Below are 19304 nucleotides of genomic sequence, written 5' to 3' on the forward strand. Positions count from 1 at the left end.
CTGGTTCAGGGAAGGTTGACCGGCGTCAGGAACAGCCCGCCCTCGCGGTAGCCGATGCGGTAGCTGCGGATCTCCCCGGCGCGCAGGCGCAGCGTCTGCGTCTGCTGTTGCTGCATGCCGTCGCGGCAGGCGCCGGTGGAGGAGACGGCGAGGCGGATGGGCACCTCGCCGGGGGACAGGTTCAGCGCCACCGCGCCTTCGGGCTGCAGGCGCGTCAGCAGTTCGCCGCGCACGTAGAGGTCGATGTCGCAGGCGCTGCCGCTCTGCAGGCCCTGGCGGCTGATGTTGAGCACGGCGTAGCCGGGCGGTGGCGGTTCCTGCTGCGGCCAGGCCTGCACCATGGGCGGGTCGGCGGCCAGGGCCAGGGCGGGCCAGAGCAGGCAGGGCAGGGCGCGGAGCAGGCGGCGCATGGGGGGCTCCCGGTAGGGCTCGGATGCGCAGAGCTTGGCCGAGGGCGGCGCCGGGGGCAAGCCCGCGGCGCGGTGCCGCAGGGGGCTTGACCTTGCCACGGTGGCAAGGTCGACACTGCGCCCATCGTCAACCGAACCCGAGGAGTTCGACCATGCAAGCGTTCAGTGTGAAAGGCATGTCCTGCGGCCACTGCGTGCGGGCCATCACCCAGGCGATCCAGGCCCGCGACGGCGCCGCCGAGGTCCAGGTGGACCTGGCCGGCGGCGAGGTGCGGGTGGCCAGCCGCCTGGCGGCCGAAGAGGTGCTGGCGGCGATCCGCGAGGAAGGCTACGAGGCCGCGCTGGCCTGAGCCGCGCCGGCCTGGCTCCAGTCGCGGACCAGGCCGCGGAACAGCGGCTCGAAGAGCGACTCGGCGTCCTGCAGCGGGTCGAACAGCTGCGGGTCGCGCAGCCAGTCGTTGATCAACCCCAGGATCAGGCCGTGGACCGCCCGCGAGGCGGTCTTCGGCGTCACCCCGGGCAGCAGCCGCACCCGGCATTTGTCGCGGGCGAAGAGCTGCTCGCAGAGGTCGATGAACTGGCGGATGAAGGCGTTGTGGCGAAGGATCGCCTCGCGCAGCTCCTCGGTGAACTCGCAGCGCTGCAGCAGGATGGTCAGCACCCGGCGCTTCTGCGCGTTCTGCGCCAGGCTCTGCACCACCTCCACGCAGAGGTCGAACAGCGACTGCAGCGGGTCCACCCCGTCGCAGCCGGACAGGCGCAAGGCCAGTTGCTCCGGCGGCAGGCGCACCTGGGCGAGCAGCTCGTTGAACAGGTGGGCCTTGTTCTCGAAGTGCCAGTACACCGCGCCCCGCGTGACCCCGGCGTTGCGGGCGATCTCCTCGAGGCTGGTGCTGGAAACGCCGTTTTCCAGGAAAAGCGCCTCCGCCGAGTCGAGGATCGTCTGGCGGGTCCTTTCCGAATCTTCTTTAGTTCTTCTCATGGCGCGGCTTGCTATACGGGCTAGGCTCACTAAGTGTTCCCGCAGTTTACTGAAATTTCGAGTGGGAACCGTGAGTTACTGGCGGATGGCAGTTTTCCCCCGACAACCGTACCGAATCATCCCAGCCGACATTTCCATGGAGAGGTTCTATGCCGTTCACCCCGCGCGTGTCCGCCGCCCTGGCCCTGTGTGCCCTGGTTGCTGCGCAACCCGTACTGCCAGCCCTGGCGGATGAGGCGGGCGCGGCGCCACCGCCACCGGAGGTCACGGTGGAGGTGGCCAAAAGCGCCAGCCTGCCGCTGAGCCTGGAATACTCGGCGCGGGCGGCCGGCTACCGCGAGGTGGAGGTGCGCGCCCAGGTCAGCGGCATCCTGCAGAAACGCACCTATGAGGAAGGCCGGCCGGTGAAGCAGGGCCAGGTGCTGTTCCAGATCGACCCGCGCCCCTACCAGGCCGCCCTGGGCCAGGCCAAGGGCGCCCTGGCCCAGGCCCAGGCGCGCTACCGCCAGACCGACCGCGACCTCAAGCGCATCCGCGAGCTGCAGCGCAAGGGTTTCGCCAGTGCCAGCGAGCTGGACCGCTACACCTCCGACTACGAGCAGGCCAAGGCTGACGTCGAGGCGGCCAAGGCCAACGTCGATGCCAAGCAGATCGACCTGGACTACACCACGGTGAAGGCGCCCATCTCCGGCATGGCCAGCAAGGAGACCCGTTCCGAGGGCAGCCTGGTCACCGCCAGCGACCCCAACACCAGCCTGCTCACCGAACTGACCCAGCTCGACCCCATCTACGTCAACTTCGCCTATTCCGACACCGAGGCCGCGCGCCTGCGCGACGGCGTGCAGCAGGGCCGCCTGGTGCTGCCCGAGCACGGCAAGTTGCAGGCGCAGATCTTCTTCGGCGATGGCAGCCGCTACCCCATCGACGGCGTGGTGGATTTCACCGACAGCTTCGTCAACACCGGCACCGGCACCATCAACGCCCGCGCCGTGGTGCCCAACCCGGACACCCACCTGATCCCCGGCCAGTTCGTCCGCGTGGTGATCTCCGGCATCACCCGCAAGGCCGCGGTGACCGTGCCCGAGCGGGCCCTGGCCCAGGGCCCGCGGGGACCTTCGTCTACGTGGTGGACAAGGACGGCTTCGCCCGCGTGCGCCAGGTGTCGGCCTCGCAGATGGTCAACCAGCGCTGGGTGATCGATTCGGGCGTCGACGACGGCGACAGGGTGATAGTCGACGGCCTGCCCAAGGTCCGCCCGGACCAGCCGGTGAAGGCCGTCGAGGCGCCCGCCGCGCCGGCGCAGCAGGCCCCCGCCGCGCAAGCCCAGTCCTGAAGGAGCGGCCATCGTGATCTCGCGCTTCTTCATCGACCGCCCCGTGTTCGCCATGGTGATTTCCATCGTCATCCTGCTCGCCGGCCTCGCCGCCCTGCGCGCGCTGCCGGTGGCGCAGTACCCGGAGATCCTGCCGCCGCAGGTGTCGGTGACCGCTTCCTACCCCGGCGCCAGCTCCCAGGTGATCGCCGAGACCGTGGCAGCGCCCCTGGAGCAGGAAATCAACGGCGTCGAGGGCATGATCTACCAGCTGTCCAACTCCGACAGCAGCGGCGCCATGAGCCTGACCGTGTACTTCCAGGTGGGCACCGACCCGGACCAGGCCACCATCAACGTCAACAACAAGGTCCAGGCCGCCCTGGCCAAGCTGCCGGAGGAAGTGCGCCGGCAGGGCGTGAAGGTGCAGAAGAAGTCCTCCGACATCCTCCAGGTGGTGACGCTGTATTCCCCGGACGGCTCGCGCGACCCGGTGTTCATCAGCAACTACGCGCTGATCAACGTGATCGACGAGCTCAAGCGCATCCCCGGCGTCGGCGACGTCACCCAGTTCGGCTCCAAGGACTACGCCATGCGCATCTGGCTGCGCCCGGACAAGCTGGCGCAGTACAACCTCACCCCCAGCGACGTGGTCGACGCCATCCGCGAGCAGAACTCGCAGTTCGCCGCCGGCAACTTCGGCAAGGAGCCGCTGAACACCCCGCAGGACTTCACCTACACGGTGAGCACCCAGGGCCGCTTCACCGACCCGAAGGAGTTCGAGGGCGTCATCCTGCGCACCGACAGCACCGGCGCCAGCCTGCGCCTGAAGGACGTCGCGCGCATCGAGCTGGGCGCCCAGGACTACTCGATGAAGACCACGCTGAACGGGAAGCTCAACGCGTCCTTCGGCGTCTACCTGCAGCCGGGCGCCAACGCCCTGGACACCGCCGAGGCGGTGAAGAGCACCATGGCGCGGCTGGCCAAGCGCTTCCCCGAGGGCGTGGTGTACAAGATCCCCTACGACACCACCACCTTCGTCAAGGTGTCCATCGAGGAGGTGGTGCACACCTTCTTCGAGGCCCTGGTGCTGGTGATGTTGGTGGTCTACATCTTCCTGCAGAACCTGCGCGCCACCCTGATCCCGGTGCTGGCCATCCCGGTCTCCCTGGTCGGCACCTTCGCCGGCATGTACCTGCTGGGCTTCTCCATCAACCTGCTGACGCTGTTCGGCATGGTGCTGGCCATCGGTATCGTGGTGGACGACGCCATCGTGGTGCTGGAGAACGTCGAGCGGGTGATGCGCACCGAGAAGCTGCCGCCGCGGGAGGCGGCGATCAAGGCCATGGAGGAGGTGACCGGGCCGATCGTCGCCATCGTCCTGGTGCTCTGCGCGGTGTTCGTGCCGGTGGGTTTCCTCGGTGGCCTGGCCGGGCAGATGTACCAGCAGTTCGCGATCACCATCGCGGTCTCGGTGGTGATCTCCGGGATAGTCGCGCTGACGCTTTCGCCGGCGCTCTGCGCGCTCATCCTCAAGCCCGAGCACAAGGAGCCGGCGGCGCCGTTCCGCTGGTTCAACCGCATGTTCGACGCGGCCACCGCGGCCTACGGCGCCGGCGTGCAGTTCTTCCTCAAGCGCGTGCTCATCGGCCTGCTGGTGTTCGGCGGGATGATCGCGCTGATGGTGCTGCTGTTCGGCCGGGTGCCCGGCTCGCTGGTGCCCGACGAGGACCAGGGCTACGTGATCAACGCCTACCTGCTGCCGCCGGCGGCCTCGCTGTCGCGCACCTCGGCGCTGACCGACGCCGTCTCGCAGCAACTGGAGAAGCACCCGGCGGTGCAGGACGTGCTGACCTTCGCCGGCCTGAACATCCTGACCAACGCCAACACCACCAGCGCCGGGGTGTCCTTCGTCACCCTCAAGGACTGGAAGGAGCGCCAGGCCCCCGAGCTGGACGCGCGCAACCTGACGCGCACCTTCATGGCCATGGGCGCCAGGCAGCAGGATGGCCTGGTGATGAGCTTCAACCCGCCGCCGATCACCGGCATGAGCACCACCGGCGGCTTCGAGGCGTACATCCAGGACCGCAGCGGCGGCACCTCCGGGCAGCTGGAGCAGATGGTCCAGAAGTTCATGGCGGCGGCGGCCAAGCGCCCCGAGCTGGCCGGGGTGACCAGCACCTTCAACGCCAACGTGCCGCAGTACTTCATCAACCTCGACCGCACCAAGGCGCGCTCGCTGGGGGTGGCGATCAACGACGTGTTCACCGCCATGCAGGCGACCTTCGGCGCCTACTACGTCAACGACTTCACCCTCTACGGGCGCACCTGGAAGGTCAACCTGCAGTCCGAGGCGGACTTCCGCCGCAAGCCCGAGGACCTGACCCAGGTGTACGTGCGTTCCTCCACCGGCGACCTGGTGCCGCTGTCGGCCCTGGTCAGCGTGCAGCGCACCCTGGGGCCGGATTCCTACGCGCGCTTCAACGTGTTCCCCGCGGCCAAGCTGCTCGGCGGCCCGGCGCCGGGCTACAGCTCCGGCCAGGCCCTGGCGGCGATGCAGGCGGTGGCCGACCAGACCCTCGGCGACAGCTACTCGCTGGCCTGGATCGGCTCGGCCTACCAGGAACTGGAGACCCAGGGCTCGGGCAGCACCGCCTTTCTCTTCGGCCTGATCCTGGTGTTCCTCATCCTCGCCGCCCAGTACGAGCGCTGGACCCTGCCGCTGGCGGTGGTCACCGCGGTGCCCTTCGCGGTGTTCGGCGCCATACTCGCCATCTGGCTGCGCGGGCTGAGCAACGACGTGTACTTCCAGGTCGGCCTGGTGACGCTGATCGGCCTGGCGGCGAAGAACGCCATCCTGATCATCGAGTTCGCCGTGATGATCCGCGAGGAGCAGGGCCTGGGGCCGCTGCAGGCGGCGCTGGAGGCGGCCAAGCTGCGCTTCCGGCCGATCGTCATGACCTCCCTGGCGTTCATCCTCGGCTGCGTGCCGCTGGCCATCAGCAGCGGCGCGGGCTCGGCCAGCCGCCATTCGATCGGCACCGGGGTGATCGGCGGGATGCTCGCCGCCACCGTACTGGCGACCTTCCTCATCCCCATGTTCTACATGCTGGTGGAGTCGGCCGCCGACCGCCTGGGCAAGCGCAAGGCCAAGGCCCAGCCGGCCGCCGCAGCGGCCCAGGGCGAAGGCCCGGCGCACTGACGGGCAGCGGGCGCCGGCCGCCTGGCCGGTGCCCGCGCAGCCTGTCGAAGCCTCGTGGATTTTCTATTCGGCCCTGCCCCGGCGGCGGCGAATTGCTATGCTTGGCGGCGTTTCGTTAGCCTGCTTCCAATCAATCCGCCCGAACCTTCCAGGCCCCGTCCCGCACCGGCGGCGCCCACGGTGCTCCATGAACTTTCGCATCCTGCTGATCCTCGGCGCGCTGAGCGCCTTCGGCCCCATGGCCATCGACTTCTACCTGCCCAGCTTCCCGGCGTTGGCCGCGGCCTTCGGCACCGACGTCGAGCACGTGCAGATGAGCCTGTCGGCCTACTTCGCCGGCCTGGCCATCGGCCAGCTGCTCTACGGCCCGCTGGCCGACCGCTACGGCCGGCGCCTGCCGCTGGTGCTGGGGTGAGCATCTTCACCGCGGCCTCGCTGGCCTGCGCCTTCGCGCCGAACCTGGAATGGCTGATCGGCGCGCGTTTCGTCCAGGCCCTGGGCGGCTGCGCCGGCATGGTCATCTCGCGGGCGGTGGTGCGCGACCTGTGCGACCCGATAGCCGCGGCCAAGGCCTTCTCGCAGCTGATGCTGGTGATGGGCCTGGCGCCGATCCTCGCGCCCCTGGGCGGCGGTGCGCTGCTGGGGCTGTTCGGCTGGCAGTCGATCTTCCTCTGCCTGGTGGCGTTCAGCGCCGTGGCCGGCAGCGCCATCGCCCTGTGGCTGCCCGAGACCATCCCCGCCGGCCCGCGGCCGCCGCTGTCCGGCGCCCTGGGCGAGTACCGCCGGCTGTTCGGCGACCGTTCCTTCCTCTGCTATGCGCTGACCGGCGGCGTGGCCATCGCCGGGATGTTCGCCTACATCGCCGGCTCGCCCTTCGTCTTCATCCAGCTCTACCAGGTGCCGGCGGAGCACTACGGCTGGATCTTCGGCAGCAACGCCGCCGGCTTCATCCTCATGGCCCAGGTCAATGCGCGCCTGCTGCGCTACCGCGGGCCGGGGTTCTGGCTGCGCCGCGCGGTGTGGGTGTACTTCCTCTGCGGCCTGGCGCTGCTGGCGATCACCCTGTACCGCCCCGAGCACCTGCTGGCCCTGCTGGTGCCGCTGTTCGGCGCCATCGCCAGCCTGGGCTTCCTGCTGCCCAACTCCTCGGCCTGCGCCATGGCCGGGCAGGGCAGCCACGCCGGCAGCGCCTCGGCGCTGATGGGCAGCCTGCAGTTCACCGTGGCGGCGCTGGCCTCGGCCCTGGTCGGGGTGCTGCACGATGGCAGCGCGCTGCCCATGGCGGTGGTGATCACGGTATGCGGCGGCTGCGCGGCGCTGCTGGGCTGGTTCACCGGCCAGATCAGCGAGCGCACCGTCTGAACCGGCTCAGCCGGCCACTGGCTGCTCCGTGCGTGGCAGCGCGTGGGGCGCGCGCAGGCGGGCCTCCAGGGTGCTGACGAAGAGCCGCGCCTCCTGCTCGTTGCGGAAGTCCACGGCGAACTGATCGAGGCAGACCTGCCAGCGCTTGCCCTGGGCGCCGGCCGACGGACGAACGAGTATGTGCATGGCGCGACACCCGTGTCTGTGTTGGGGGGGAAGCTGAGTGTAGTTCCGCCTGCCACGCTGTCCGGGGCGAATCGACAATCGGCGCCGGGCCCTCAGGCGCCGCCGCGGCCCTCGCCCAGGCGGGCCCGGTAGGCGCTGGGCGACAACCCCATGACCTTGCTGAAAAGTCTTGAAAAATAATAGCTGTCGTCATACCCCAGGGCCTCGCTGACCTGGGCGACGCTGTGCCCGCTGCTGTCCAGCAACTGGCAGGCGTATTCGATCTTCAGGTGCAGGAAGTGCTGCACCGGCGTGCGCCCGGTGAGCGCGCGGTAGCGGTTGACGAAGTGGAACTTCGACAGGTTGCAGAAGGCCGCCAGCCGGGCCAGGTCCAGGCGCTGGTGCAGGTTCTCGCGCATGTAGGCGTGCAGGCCGTCCAGGTCCAGCCCGCCCTCGCGCAGCGGGCGCAGCAGCGGCAGCTGGCAGAGCAGGGCGCGCAGGCGGCTGGCGGCGAGCAGGAAGGGCTGGAAGCGGTAGCCGCTGTGGCGCGCCTCGAGCAACTGGGCGAAGCCGCCGAGCAGGGCATGCTGCACGCCCCAGTGGCGCACCGGCGAGGCCCCGTAGCCGGCGGCCTGGCGCAACCAGGCGGCGCCGTCGCCGCGCAGGTGCACCCAGGAGATGGTCCAGGGCTGCGCGGCGTCGGCGCGGTAGGCGTGGGCCATGCCCGGCGGCAGCCAGACCAGGTCGCCGCAGCCGATGGTCATGGCCTGGGGGCCGCCGGGGCCCTCCACCAGCAGGTGGCCGATGCCTTCGCTGCAGTAGATCAGCAGGTGGTCGTCGTGGCGGTCGCGGCTCATCTGGTGGTCGCGGGCGCGCCGGTAGTGGCCCAGGGACGTGGGGTAGAGGTCGCGGCTGAGCGGGTGCGCGGCCAGCTTGCCGAGCAGCGTGGGCGGCAGCAGCAGGCGCAGGCTGTCGGCGGGAAGCGGCCAGTCCGAGGTACGTGACATCTGGGTAGCGGGCTCAGCAATTTAATCCATCAAGACCACAATTTAGTCGATCTTGGCGCCTGCGTGCGGGTGATAGCTTTGCCCGGGAGGAAGGAGATGTGATGCCCTTCCGCAATAAAAGCCGGTTTGCCCCGCGGGCAGGCCGGTTCGGCCGAGGGGCGTGGTCTCGCAGGAAGGTCCCGCCGGCTTACGACCAAAGGTTGATGGCGGGCCCCCGCGGCCTGTCCATACTCGTTATTCGACCTCGATAAAAACAATTCAGAGGGTCAGATGATGAATTACCGGCAAACCTATGCCCGCTCCATTGCGGACCCTGCCGCCTTCTGGGCCGAACAGGCCGAGGCCGTGGCCTGGTACCAGCGCCCGCGCAGCATCCTCGAAACACTCCCCGACGGCAGCCACCGCTGGTTCGCCGATGGCCGCCTGAACAGTTGCTACCTGGCCCTGGACCGGCAGATCGCCCTGGGCCGCGGCGAGCAGGCGGCGCTGATCTACGACTCCCCGGTCACCGGCGTGCAGCAGCGCTTCAGCTTCCGCGAGCTGCGCGACGAGGTGGCGCGCCTGGCCGGCGCCCTGCGCGCCCTGGGCGTGGGCAAGGGCGACGGGGTGATCATCTACATGCCCATGGTGCCGCAGGCGGCCATGGCCATGCTGGCCTGCGCGCGCATCGGCGCGGTGCACTCGGTGGTGTTCGGCGGCTTCGCCCCCTACGAGCTGGCGCTGCGCATCGACGATGCCAAACCCAAGCTGATCCTCACCGCCTCCTGCGGGCTGGAGTTCGAGCGCGTCATCGAATACAAGCCGCTGGTGGACAAGGCCCTGGAACTGGCCCTGCACCAGCCGGCCCACGTGCTGGTCTGGCAGCGCCCGCAGGCGATGGCCGAGCTGCACGCCGGGCGCGACCTCGACTGGCGCGAGACGGTGGCCCACGCCGAGCCGGCCGACCCGGTGGAGGTGGCCAGCGGCGACCCCCTGTACATCATGTACACCTCCGGCACCACCGGTAAGCCCAAGGGCATAGTGCGCGACAACGGCGGCCACGCGGTGGCCCTGCACTATGCGCTGCCGACCATCTTCGGCATGCAGCCGGGCGACGTCTGGTGGGGCATCTCCGACGTCGGCTGGGTGGTCGGCCACTCGCTGATCGTCTACGGCCCGCTGATGAACGGCTGCACCACGGTGTTCTACGAGGGCAAGCCGGTGCGCACGCCGGACGCCGGCAGCTACTGGCGGGTGATCCAGGAGCACCAGGTCAACGCGCTGTTCTGCGCGCCCACGGCGATCCGCGCGATCCGCAAGGAAGACCCCAATGGCGAACTGCTCGGGCAATACGACCTGGGTTCGCTGCGCCAGCTGTTCCTGGCCGGCGAGAAGCTCGACAGCAGCACCCACCAGTGGCTGGAGGAACTGACCGGCAAGCCGGTGTTCGACCACTGGTGGCAGACCGAGACCGGCTGGCCGGTGACCGCGCCCTGCACCGGGCTGGGCTGCCAGGAGCAGCGCGCAGGTTCGAGCAACCTGGCGGTGCCCGGCTACGCCGTGCAGGTGGTGGACGAGGAGGGGCGCCTGCTGGCGCCGGGGCAGACCGGCTCGATCGTCATCGGCCTGCCGCTGCCGCCCGGTTGCGCGCAGACCCTGTGGAACGACCACCCGCGCTACCTCAGCGCCTACCTGCAGGCCTTCCCCGGCTACTACCACACCGGCGACGGCGGCTTCGTCGACGAGGATGGCTTCGTCCACATCATGGGCCGCACCGACGACGTGATAAACGTCTCCGGCCACCGCCTGTCCACCGGCGAGATGGAGGAGCTGCTGGCGCTGCACGAAGCGGTGGCCGAGTGCGCGGTGGTCGCCGTGCAGGACCCGCTCAAGGGCCACGTGCCGCTGGGCCTGGTGGTGCTCAAGGACGACGCGCGCATCAGCGAGGAACAACTGCAGCGCGAGCTGGTGGCGCTGGTCCGCGAGCGCATCGGCGCGCTGGCCTGCTTCCAGCGCGCGGTGGTGGTCAAGCGCCTGCCCAAGACGCGCTCGGGCAAGATCCTCCGCGCCGTGCTGCGCAAGATCGCCGACGGCGAGGACTACGCGCCGCCGTCCACCATCGACGACCCGGCCATCCTCGGCGAGATAGCCGCCCGGCTGCAGGCCGTGGGCCTCGCCCGGGCCAGCTGAACCCACGCGCCGGCCCGCGGGCCGGCTTTCCTCCAGGGCCGCGGTGCGGCCCTTTTTTTGTCCGTGGCGGACCTGTAGGAGCGGGCCCTGCCCGCGATTTCGCGCGCAGGGCGCGCTCCTACAGGGGAATGGTGTGGGTGGGGTGGCGGAGCGGATCTCATTCGCGAACCGCGCCGGAATGTCCGGCTATCGCGGACAAGGTCCTACGTCCGTGCTCGACCGTAGGGCGAATAACCGTTCGCGGTTATCCGCCGCCGGCCGGAACGCCGGTGCCCGACGGCGGCGGCGGATAACGCCGTAGGCGTTATGCGCCCTACGGCCGTGCTTCCCTGGAACCGTAGGAGCGGACTCCGTCCGCGATTTCGCGCGCAGGGCGCGCTCCTACGGGTCACCTTGGCGCGGCCAACGCATAGGCATGCCAACCCTCAGAAAACCGCGAACCCCGTTACCTTTCCGATGATTGGCGGATATTCCGGCTATGAATACGGAATCCGCTGTCGATACAGAAGAGGATGTTCCGTCGGAATATGTCGTATTTATCTGAGAATGCTGAATTATTTAGTGGCAAAACGCCGGGTTATGTAACAAATTCGGCTTCAAATAGCCCGGTCGAGCTACTAGGCTCGGCTACGACGTATCCCCAATAAGAGCTAGAGCAAAGAGCCAGGGCATGACCGATTTCTCGACGCTGCCACTCCCGCCGGAAACCGCCGGCCCGCCGGGTGGCAACCGCTTCTATCGCCCGCCGCTGCCCGCCGGCTACGTCAGCCGCGCGCGGCTGTGCCAGCGCATGGGCGCGGGCCTGGGCGGGCGCCTGCTGCTGCTCAGCGCCCCGGCCGGGTTCGGCAAGAGTTCCCTGGCCATCGAGTTCTGCGAATCCCTGGCGCCGCACTGGCGCAGCCTGTGGCTGGGCCTGAGCGCGCGGGACAGCGACCCGGGGCGCTTCCTCGAACGCCTGCTGGAAGGGCTGCGCCTGTACCTCCCGGGCCTGGGCGACGACGCCATGGCGGTGCTGAAGATGCGCCAGCGCCACCAGCCGTTCGCCTTCGAAGCTTGGCTCGACGACCTGCTCGACGAACTGGCCGAGCGCCTGTCCCCCGAGGCGCCGCTGCTGCTGGTGCTGGACGACTACCACCTGGCCCAGGGCGCGGTGCTCGACCGCTGCCTGCAATTCCTCCTCAACCACCAGCCGCCCGGCCTGGTGCTGCTGGTCACCAGCCGCCAGCGCCCGGACTGGCACCTGGCGCGCCTGCGCCTGTCGCGCCAGTTGCTGGAGCTCAGCGAGCAGGACCTGCGCCTGACCGCCGAGGAAACCGCCGCCCTGGTCTCGGCCAGCGGCACCCCGGCCAGCGAGGCGCTGGTCGAGCGCCTGATCGAACGCAGCGAAGGCTGGATCGCCGGCCTGCGCCTGTGGCTGCTGGCGCACCCCGAGGGCCTTGGCGGGCAGGCTGCCGACGCGCCGCTGAACGGCACCGAGGAACTGATCCGCGACTACCTGCTGGAAGAGGTGATCGACAAGCAGCCGCCCGAGGTCCAGGCCTTCCTGCTGCACACGGCGCGCTTCGAGCGCTTCTGCGGCGAGCTGTGCGACGCCCTGCGCGACAGCCACGACAGCGCCGCCATCCTGCGCCACCTGCAGCGGCACCAGGTGTTCCTGGTGCCGCTGGACGAGCAGGGCCAGTGGTTCCGCTACCACCACCTGTTCTCCGACCTGCTGCTGGCCCGCGAGCTGCCCGCCGACGGCCCCTCGGCGGGCTCGCTGCACCTGCGCGCCTGCCGCTGGTTCAGCTCCCGCGGGCTGCTCGACGAGGCGGTGGACCAGGCCCTGCGCGCCGGCCACCCGGAAGTGGCGGCGAGCCTGGTGCAGAGCCTGTCGGAAGAACAGCTGCTGGCCGAGCAGAACGTCGCCACCCTGCTGCGCTGGAAGATGGACCTGCCCGACAGCCTGCTGGCCAGCACGCCGCGGCTGATCGTGCTGTACAGCTGGGCCCTGGCCCTGGCCTGCCAACTGGACGCCGCCGAGGAACTGGGCGCCCAGCTGGCGCGCTTCCTGCCGGCCGCCGACGCCGCCACCCAGGCCGACCTGCTGGCCCAGTGGCAGGCCCTGGCCGGCATCATCGCCCGTGGCCGCGGCGACATCGAAGGCGCCGAACGGCATTGCGCCGAGGCCCTGGCGCACCTCCCGGCGGAACGCTCCGGGCCGCGCCTGATGTGCCTGTCGAGCCTGGCCAACCTGGCCATCGTCCGCGGCGACTCCTGGGGCGCCCGCGGCCTCAACCGCGAGGCCCTGGAGCTGGCGCAGCGCTTCGGCAACCCCTTGCTGGAAGCGCTGGTGCACTACGATCGCGCCCGCGGCCTGCAGGCCCGCGGCGAGGTGTTGCGCGCCAGCGAGGAACTGGAACAGGGCCTGGCGCGCCTGGCCGGGCAACCGGCGCACCGGCGCTACGCCGTGCGCGGCCGCCTGCTGATCTACCAGGGCTACCTGCGCGGCCTGGGCCTGCAGGCCGACGAGGCGCGGCAGAAGCTGCGCGCCGGCATCGAGGAGGCGCGCGCCTGCCGCGACGTCAGCCTGGTGATCGGCTACTGCGCGCTGGCCGGCCTGGAAGGGCGCCAGGGCAACTACACCCAGGCCTTCGCCCAACTGGCCGAGGCCGAGCGCCTGATGCACGTGTGGGACGTGCCGCCGGTGTACTACCTGTCGGTCATCACCCTGGTCAAATGCGAGCTGTGGCTGGCCCAGGGGCAGCTGGAGCTGGCCTCGGCCTGGCTGGAGCGCCTGAGCGAAACCTACTCCGGGGCCAACCCGGCGACGCCGCCGGAGTGCCACCCGCAGCTGCCGTACTACATCGAACTGCTGCAGGCGCAGCTGGCCCGCCGCGAGGAACGCGCGGGTGAAGCCGAGCGCCGCTTGCGCACGCTGATCGCCGCGGCCCAGCCGGCCGCGGCGCAGATGCCGGCGCGCCTGGCCCAGGCGCAGCTGGTCGGCCTGCTGCTGCAGCAAGGCCGCGAGCGCGAAGCCCGCGAGGCGCTGGACGCCTGCCTGCAGGGTGCCATCGGCGGGGCCCTGCTGCCCTTGCAGGAACTGCTCGTCCACGAACCGGACTGGCTGCGCGAGCAACTGGAACTGCGCGCGCCCTGTCCGCTGCAGCGCCTGTTGCTGCAACGCCTGCCGGCCCAGGCGGAACGCCCGGCGACCCTCGCCGACGGCCTCAGCGGCCGCGAGCTGGCGGTGCTGGAACTGATCGCCCAGGGCCTGTCCAACCAGGAAATCAGCGAGCGCCTGTTCATCTCGTTGCATACCGTGAAGAGCCACGCCCGGCACATCAACGACAAGCTCGGGGTCGAACGGCGTACCCAGGCGGTGGCCCGGGCGAAGGTGTTGGGGTTGTTGCGTTAGGGCGTTTCCCCGTCCTGTAGGAGCGGGCCCTGCCCGCGATTTCGCGCGCAGGGCGCGCTCCTAAAGGGGAACTGTGTGGTGGGGCGGCGTAGGAGCGGATCTCATCCGCGAATCGCGCTGGAACCGCCGGCGATCGCGGACAAGGTCCGCTCCTACAGGGGAGCACCGTCGTAGGATGGTGTTGAGCGAAGCGATACCCATCACCACGACCGCATGGGTTTCGCAGGCTCAACCCATCCTACGAAGAGCGCCTCGACCCCACGCTATTCCTTCGGCGCGCTCAGATCCAGCGCCTTCGGCGCCGGCGCACCCTTCGCCGGCTTGGCCAACTGGCGCTGCACGTCGGCCTGGATGGCCTGCAGCACCGGCAGCAGGTCGCGCATGTTCTCCCGCACTTCCGGGTAGGGATGCTTGTCGGCGAAGGCCTGCACCCGCGCCAGCAACTGGCCGCGGGTCTCGCCGAGCAGGTGGATGAACAGCTCCGGCAACTGCTTGGCCAGCTCGGCGCTGTACAGCACCAGGTCCTGGCGCTCGAACTGCGCGGTCAGGCCCAGGTAGTCCAGGGCGCTGCTGGTCAGCATGGCCGCGGCGGCCTTGGCCTCCTGCATGCCCTTCAGGCGCACCGGGTTGCGCTGCTCGCTCTGGGCCAGGGTCATCCAGAATTCCACCGTCAGGTTGAACAGGATGGCCTGCTCGCGCAGCGAGTAGCTCATCAGGCCCAGGGCCTCGGCGCCGTAGGGTTGCTTGGCGGCGCGGAAGTCGAAGTACAGGCGCATCAGCTCCTTGAGCTTGAACAGCACCTCGCGCGCCTCGTTCTGGCGCAGTTCCAGCGGCGCGTAGATGTTCATCTGCGGGCGGAAGTTCTCCTCGCTGACCATGCGCTGGTAGATCGGCCCGGTGAATTCGCCGCTGCGCCGCGGCAGGCTGTTGGCCTGGGTTTCCTCGATCTTCTTCAGGGCGTCGATCAGTTGCTGGTAGTCCTCGCTGGTCCAGGTGCGCTGGATGTCCGGGATGCGCTGGCCGAGGTAGTACAGCTCGTTGCCGGCGGCCGCGGCGGGGCGGCAGACGACCAGCAAAAGGATGGCCAGCGGCCACAGCAGGCGGCGTGTTAGGGTCGGCACGAACGGGCTTTCCTTGCGCGGGAGCGGTCGGCCTAGGTTAGCGACGGGCGGGGCCGGCGTCACCCCGCGCCTTGGTTGGGTGGAGGGGGCATGACGATCCAGGAATCCGGCGCGGTGCTGGCGGTGTTCGAGGACCTTGGCGGCTACGGCGCCCTGGCGCGCCAGGAGGGCAGCGGCGAGGGGCCGCTGGTCAACCACCTGCAGCGCGCCAACATCCAGCTGGCGAGCATCCCGGTGTTCGTCGCCAGGGGCCTGGCCGAGACCACGGTGAACGACCTGCTGGCGGCGGCCAAGGTCTCGCGGCGCACCTTCTACAAGTACTTCGACGGCAAGCTGGACGTGCTCGAGGGCATCTACCGCACCGCCGTGCAGTTGCTGCTGATGCGCTTCCGCGAGATGCGCACCGCCACCGGCAGCAGCGAGGCCTGGCTGCGCGCCATGGTCGCGCGCTTCTTCGACTACCACCAGGCGGTGGGGCCGATCATCCGCCTGATGCACGAGGAAGCGTTACGCTCCGACTCACCCCTGGCCGCGCACCGCCGCCAGGCACTGCACGAGTTGCAGGCGCTGCTGGAGGAGCGCTTCGTCGGCGAGGGCGTGCGGCACGCGCCGCTGACCTACCAGGCGCTGCTCTGGGCCCTGGAGGCGGCCTCCCACGAGCTGCTCGGCGCCGCCGTGCGGCCCGACCTGGAGGAGGTCAAGCGGGTGCTCGGCGACCTGCTGGTCGACAGCCTCTGCAAGCGCACTACCTAGGTTGGGCGCAACACGTTGGGGCGCTGTGCTCTGATCGGGCATCGACAACAACGCGCACCGGAGTGCCCCATGTCCGCAACCTACAGCTTGCAGCCGCCGCTGGCGGCCGGCTTCGCCCGCCTGGGCTTCGGCGCCCTGCCGCTGGAAGCCCTGATCGACCGCTACGCGCCTGCCGAGGCCGGTTCGCGCTTCATCGAGGTGGACGGCTTCCCGATCCACTACCGCGACGAGGGCGGCCGCGACAAGCCGGTGCTGGTGCTGGTGCACGGGGTGATGGCGTCGCTGCACACCTGGGACGGCTGGGTGGCCGAGATGGGCCGGCACTTCCGCATCGTCCGCCTCGACGTGCCCGGCTTCGGCCTCACCGGCGGCGGCCGCGACCGCGACTACAGCGGCGAGCGCCTGGTGAAGGTGTTCGGCCTGTTCCTCGAGCGCCTGGGGCTGGACAGGGTGTCCATCGCCGGCAACTCCCTGGGCGGCTACATCGCCTGGAACTACGCCCTGGCCCAGCCGCACAAGGTGGAGCGGCTGATCCTGGTCGACCCGGCCGGCTACCCGATGAAGAAGGTGCCGCTGATGATCGCCAGCGCCGCGCTGCCCGGCGCCGGCCTGCTGATGCCGGCCTGGATGCCGCGCGCCCTGGTGGCCCAGGGCATCCGGGAGGTCTACGGCAACCCGCAGCGCATCCAGCCCGGGGTGGTCGACCGCTACTACGACATCAGCCGCCGCCCGGGCAACCGCCGCGCCATGATCGACATCTTCCGCGTGCTGGTGAAGGCCAACCGCGAGGAACTGCCGGGCACCCCGGCGCGGGTGGCGCAGATCAAGGTGCCGACGCTGCTGATGTGGGGCGAGCGCGACCGCTGGATCTCGCCGAAGCATGTGCCGCTGTGGCAGCGCGACCTGCCGGGGCTGCAGGTGAAGACCTATCCCGGCGTGGGGCACATCCCCATGGAGGAGATCCCGCAGCAGACGGCGGCGGATGCGTTGCGGTTCCTGCATGCCTGATCGGGCGTTGCGATGAAAAAAGCCCCGGTTCGCCGGGGTTTTTTCATTGGGAGGCGGCTTTTCGTAGGAGCGAGCTTGCTCGCGAACAGTGGTTACCGGTGACGTAGGTGTTGGGTTCAAGAGCGCCCTCTCCCCAACCCTCGGCTGCGCGCCCCGCCCTGAAGGGAGAGAGGGCTGTCTGGAGCTGCCTGGAATTCCGGCATCATCCTTCCGCCTCGTCATTCCCGCGAACGCGGGAACCCAGTGCCGTTGTCGCCGGACTCCGGTGTTCCGGCCAACGGCGGATAACCGCGAACGGTTATTCGCCCTACGGTTGGGCTACACGAACGCCAGAAACACCAACGCCCCGGCGGCTGGGCGGGGCGTCGGTAGGGTAGGGGCTGGCTCAGCCCGCGTGGGCCATCGGCTGCGGATCGTATTCCTTGCGCACCTGGTACAGCAGGTCGAGGTTGTCGTGCTGCCAGGGGTGGAAGTCCTTGCGGAAGAAGTCGCGGTACTCGCGCAGCAGCGGGCGGAACACGCCTTCCTTGCCCCAGCTCCACTTCAGGCCGTCGCGCCACACGCGCCAGTTCCACAGCAGGCCGTCGCGCTTGAGCATGTGCACCAGGCCGCGGAAGGTGTCGAGGACGAAGAAGAAGGTCGCCATCACCATCGCCCGGCGCAGCAGGCGGCGGCTGCCGCAGACCTGGTTGTAGACGTCGAAGGCCACCGCCTTGTGCTCGGTCTCTTCCAGGGCGTGCCAGCGCCACAGGCGCTGCATCACCGGCTCGGCGCCCTCCAGGGTGCGCGGGTTGGTGAGCAGGCCGTTGGCCATGATCGCGGTGATGTGCTCCAGCGCCGCGGTGGCCGCCAGCTGGCGGCGGGTGCTGAATTTCTTCTGGGTGTAGCGGATGCGCGCCTGGGCCAGCTTCTCGATGCGCGTGATGTCGTAGCCGAGGTCCTTCAGGCGCTGGCTGTACACCAGATGCTCGCGGCTGTGGTGGCCTTCCTGGCCGATGAAGCCGCGGATCTGTTCCTTGAGCACCGGGTCGGCGATCTGCTCGCGGAAGTTTCGCACCGAGTCGATGAAGAAGCGCTCGCCATCGGGGAAGAGCACCGACATGGCGTCGAACAGGTGCGACTTGAAGGCGTCGCCACCATGCCAGTGGCGGGGCAGCGGGTCGGGCAGCTCGAAGTCCATGTGCCGTGGCTTGATTTCCAGTCCTGCGGGGGTCGTGCTGGCCATGACGGCTCCGTTAGTGTGGGTTTCCATGGAACCGATCTTGGGCTTGCGGGGGAAGGCTCACAAGGTTATCTTCTGCCAACTTTCCGGTCATATCCGGCCAGCGGTCAGAACAAGAAGAAGCCCATGAAACAACCGCTCAACTTCACCGCCGAGCTGGTCCCGGTGGCTTACGCCCAGGCCCTGCTCGACCTCGCCGAGGAGCTCGGCGTGCCGCGCCAGCGCCTGTTCGAACTGGCCCGGGTGCGCCCCGAGGTGCTGCACAGCCCGGCCGGGCGCCTGTCCTTCATCGACTTCAACCTGCTCGCCGGCGCCGCCCTGGCCAACTGCGGCGAGCCGGCCTTCGGCCTGCTGCTGGGCCAGCGCCTGAACGTGTCCACCCACGGCATCCTCGGCTACGCGGTGCTGTCCAGCGCCAACCTGGAAAAGGCCATCGACTTCGCCCTCAAGTACTACCGCGTGCTCGGCCTGGCCTACGACCTGGAGCGGGTCGAGGAGCAGGACCGCTCGCAGCTGCGCGCCAGCGAGTCGATCCCCCTGGGGCCCATGCAGCGCTTCGCCGGCGAAGGCCTGATGACCAGCCTGTACACCATCGCCCGCTTCCTCGTCGGCGAGCCGCTGCAGGGCGTGGAGGTCGGCTTCGCCTTCCCCGAGCCGCCCTATGCCGGGCGCTACACCGAGGTGTTCGGCGTGGCGGCGGCCTTCGACCAGCCGTTCCACTACATCAGCCTGCCGCGGGAATACCTGGGCCGCCCCATGGCCCTGGCCAACCCGGCCACGGTGCAGATGTGCGAGCAGCAGTGCGAGGCGCTGCTGGCCAGCCTGGACGTGCAGGAAGGCCTGCTTACCCGCATCCGCCGCCTGCTGCTGGCGCGGCCCGGCGAGTTCCCCGACCTGGACACCGCGGCGCGCGAGCTGCACACCAGCGGCCGCAGCCTGCGCCGGCACCTGTCGAGCCTGGGCACCACCTACCAGCAGGTGCTGGACGACGTGCGCAAGCGCCTGGCCCTGCAGTACCTCACCACCACCCACCTGCCGCTGTACGAGATCGCCCTGCTGCTGGGCTTCAACGACCCGTCGAACTTCCGCCGGGCGTTCCGCAAGTGGACCGGCAAGTTGCCCACCGACTACCGCAGCGACTGAGTGCGGGGAGTTGAAGCGCAGCGGCTTTGCCGTCACCCTTGGCGTTTGTCGAAA

15 protein-coding genes and 1 pseudogene are annotated in these 19304 nt (G+C 69.5%); 10 read left to right on the forward strand and 6 right to left on the reverse strand.

Features of this window, described 5'->3' with window-relative positions; all coding sequences use genetic code 11:
• Positions 1 to 5 precede the first annotated feature (5 nt).
• Positions 6 to 410, reverse strand: a complete 405-nt coding sequence (locus tag PKO50_RS02425) for a hypothetical protein (protein WP_275628707.1) — start codon at positions 408 to 410, stop codon at positions 6 to 8.
• Positions 411 to 562: 152 nt separating this feature from the next.
• Between PKO50_RS02425 and PKO50_RS02430 the strand changes: the two genes are divergently transcribed.
• Positions 563 to 760 carry a cation transporter gene (locus PKO50_RS02430; protein ID WP_009616013.1) on the forward strand — a complete coding sequence of 66 codons (198 nt, stop codon included), beginning with the start codon at positions 563 to 565 and terminating at the stop codon, positions 758 to 760.
• Here PKO50_RS02430 and PKO50_RS02435 read toward each other — a convergent pair.
• The gene (locus PKO50_RS02435) at positions 739 to 1392 is read right to left on the reverse strand and encodes a TetR family transcriptional regulator (RefSeq protein ID WP_109934185.1); all 654 of its coding nucleotides are present in this window, start codon (positions 1390 to 1392) and stop codon (positions 739 to 741) included. The genes PKO50_RS02430 and PKO50_RS02435 overlap by 22 nt on opposite strands.
• Before the next feature lie 149 nt (positions 1393 to 1541).
• Here PKO50_RS02435 and PKO50_RS02440 point away from each other — a divergent pair, with 149 nt between their 5' ends.
• From PKO50_RS02440 to PKO50_RS02450, 4 genes and pseudogenes are all read left to right on the forward strand, one after another.
• The gene (locus PKO50_RS02440) at positions 1542 to 2588 is read left to right on the forward strand and encodes an efflux RND transporter periplasmic adaptor subunit (RefSeq protein ID WP_346770486.1); all 1047 of its coding nucleotides are present in this window, start codon (positions 1542 to 1544) and stop codon (positions 2586 to 2588) included.
• The gene (locus tag PKO50_RS34050) at positions 2543 to 2725 is read left to right on the forward strand and encodes a hypothetical protein (protein WP_346770487.1); all 183 of its coding nucleotides are present in this window, start codon (positions 2543 to 2545) and stop codon (positions 2723 to 2725) included. The genes PKO50_RS02440 and PKO50_RS34050 overlap by 46 nt, the downstream gene beginning before the upstream one ends.
• Positions 2726 to 2738: 13 nt before the next feature.
• A complete protein-coding gene (locus PKO50_RS02445; protein ID WP_275628708.1) occupies positions 2739 to 5903 on the forward strand; it encodes an efflux RND transporter permease subunit in 3165 nt (1054 codons plus the stop codon).
• A gap of 187 nt (positions 5904 to 6090) precedes the next feature.
• Positions 6091 to 7265: pseudogene (locus PKO50_RS02450) on the forward strand (multidrug effflux MFS transporter).
• A 6-nt stretch (positions 7266 to 7271) separates the two neighbouring features.
• Here the strand turns inward: PKO50_RS02450 and PKO50_RS02455 are convergent.
• Positions 7272 to 7451, reverse strand: coding sequence for a hypothetical protein (locus PKO50_RS02455; protein WP_109934182.1), 180 nt, complete (start codon positions 7449 to 7451; stop codon positions 7272 to 7274).
• Positions 7452 to 7543: 92 nt separating this feature from the next.
• A complete protein-coding gene (locus PKO50_RS02460; protein WP_109934181.1) occupies positions 7544 to 8437 on the reverse strand; it encodes an AraC family transcriptional regulator in 894 nt (297 codons plus the stop codon).
• Positions 8438 to 8710: 273 nt separating this feature from the next.
• On the opposite strand from PKO50_RS02460, the gene PKO50_RS02465 reads away from it, so the two are divergent.
• Both PKO50_RS02465 and PKO50_RS02470 read left to right on the forward strand, forming a co-directional pair.
• Complete coding sequence (locus PKO50_RS02465) at positions 8711 to 10606, forward strand: propionyl-CoA synthetase (protein ID WP_275628709.1); 1896 nt, start codon at positions 8711 to 8713, stop codon at positions 10604 to 10606.
• 670 nt (positions 10607 to 11276) lie between these two features.
• On the forward strand, positions 11277 to 14003 hold the full coding sequence (locus tag PKO50_RS02470; RefSeq protein ID WP_275628710.1) for a LuxR C-terminal-related transcriptional regulator: 2727 nt from the start codon (positions 11277 to 11279) through the stop codon (positions 14001 to 14003).
• Positions 14004 to 14266: 263 nt separating this feature from the next.
• Here PKO50_RS02470 and PKO50_RS02475 read toward each other — a convergent pair whose 3' ends face one another.
• On the reverse strand, positions 14267 to 15124 hold the full coding sequence (locus PKO50_RS02475) for a hypothetical protein (RefSeq protein WP_275628711.1): 858 nt from the start codon (positions 15122 to 15124) through the stop codon (positions 14267 to 14269).
• Between the two features lie 90 nt (positions 15125 to 15214).
• Here PKO50_RS02475 and PKO50_RS02480 point away from each other — a divergent pair, with 90 nt between their 5' ends.
• Both PKO50_RS02480 and PKO50_RS02485 read left to right on the forward strand, forming a co-directional pair.
• Positions 15215 to 15877 carry a TetR/AcrR family transcriptional regulator gene (locus PKO50_RS02480; RefSeq protein ID WP_109934178.1) on the forward strand — a complete coding sequence of 221 codons (663 nt, stop codon included), beginning with the start codon at positions 15215 to 15217 and terminating at the stop codon, positions 15875 to 15877.
• 69 nt (positions 15878 to 15946) lie between these two features.
• Entirely contained in the window at positions 15947 to 16885 is a 939-nt protein-coding gene (locus PKO50_RS02485) for an alpha/beta hydrolase (RefSeq protein WP_109934177.1), read from the forward strand.
• Positions 16886 to 17270: 385 nt separating this feature from the next.
• Here the strand turns inward: PKO50_RS02485 and PKO50_RS02490 are convergent, their stop codons facing one another.
• Positions 17271 to 18110 (reverse strand): metal-dependent hydrolase, encoded by an 840-nt coding sequence (locus tag PKO50_RS02490; protein ID WP_109934176.1) that lies wholly within the window; start codon positions 18108 to 18110, stop codon positions 17271 to 17273.
• Positions 18111 to 18233: 123 nt separating this feature from the next.
• On the opposite strand from PKO50_RS02490, the gene PKO50_RS02495 reads away from it, so the two are divergent.
• A complete protein-coding gene (locus tag PKO50_RS02495; RefSeq protein ID WP_109934175.1) occupies positions 18234 to 19250 on the forward strand; it encodes an AraC family transcriptional regulator in 1017 nt (338 codons plus the stop codon).
• The last annotated feature ends 54 nt before the right edge of the window (positions 19251 to 19304 follow it).

Origin of the sequence: Pseudomonas sp. 273 (assembly GCF_029201425.1) — a bacterium.
Lineage (GTDB): Bacteria > Pseudomonadota > Gammaproteobacteria > Pseudomonadales > Pseudomonadaceae > Pseudomonas > Pseudomonas delhiensis.

What these genes read in the sequence shown, in the direction of transcription:
- PKO50_RS02425 (WP_275628707.1), bottom strand. Translation starts at nt 410, where the DNA reads ATGCGCCGCCTGCTCCGCGCCCTGCCCTGCCTGCTCTGGCCCGCCCTG.
- PKO50_RS02430 (WP_009616013.1), top strand. Translation starts at nt 563, where the DNA reads ATGCAAGCGTTCAGTGTGAAAGGCATGTCCTGCGGCCACTGCGTGCGG.
- PKO50_RS02435 (WP_109934185.1), bottom strand. Translation starts at nt 1,392, where the DNA reads ATGAGAAGAACTAAAGAAGATTCGGAAAGGACCCGCCAGACGATCCTC.
- PKO50_RS02440 (WP_346770486.1), top strand. Translation starts at nt 1,542, where the DNA reads ATGCCGTTCACCCCGCGCGTGTCCGCCGCCCTGGCCCTGTGTGCCCTG.
- PKO50_RS02455 (WP_109934182.1), bottom strand. Translation starts at nt 7,451, where the DNA reads ATGCACATACTCGTTCGTCCGTCGGCCGGCGCCCAGGGCAAGCGCTGG.
- PKO50_RS02460 (WP_109934181.1), bottom strand. Translation starts at nt 8,437, where the DNA reads ATGTCACGTACCTCGGACTGGCCGCTTCCCGCCGACAGCCTGCGCCTG.
- PKO50_RS02465 (WP_275628709.1), top strand. Translation starts at nt 8,711, where the DNA reads ATGAATTACCGGCAAACCTATGCCCGCTCCATTGCGGACCCTGCCGCC.
- PKO50_RS02470 (WP_275628710.1), top strand. Translation starts at nt 11,277, where the DNA reads ATGACCGATTTCTCGACGCTGCCACTCCCGCCGGAAACCGCCGGCCCG.
- PKO50_RS02480 (WP_109934178.1), top strand. Translation starts at nt 15,215, where the DNA reads ATGACGATCCAGGAATCCGGCGCGGTGCTGGCGGTGTTCGAGGACCTT.
- PKO50_RS02485 (WP_109934177.1), top strand. Translation starts at nt 15,947, where the DNA reads ATGTCCGCAACCTACAGCTTGCAGCCGCCGCTGGCGGCCGGCTTCGCC.
- PKO50_RS02490 (WP_109934176.1), bottom strand. Translation starts at nt 18,110, where the DNA reads ATGGCCAGCACGACCCCCGCAGGACTGGAAATCAAGCCACGGCACATG.
- PKO50_RS02495 (WP_109934175.1), top strand. Translation starts at nt 18,234, where the DNA reads ATGAAACAACCGCTCAACTTCACCGCCGAGCTGGTCCCGGTGGCTTAC.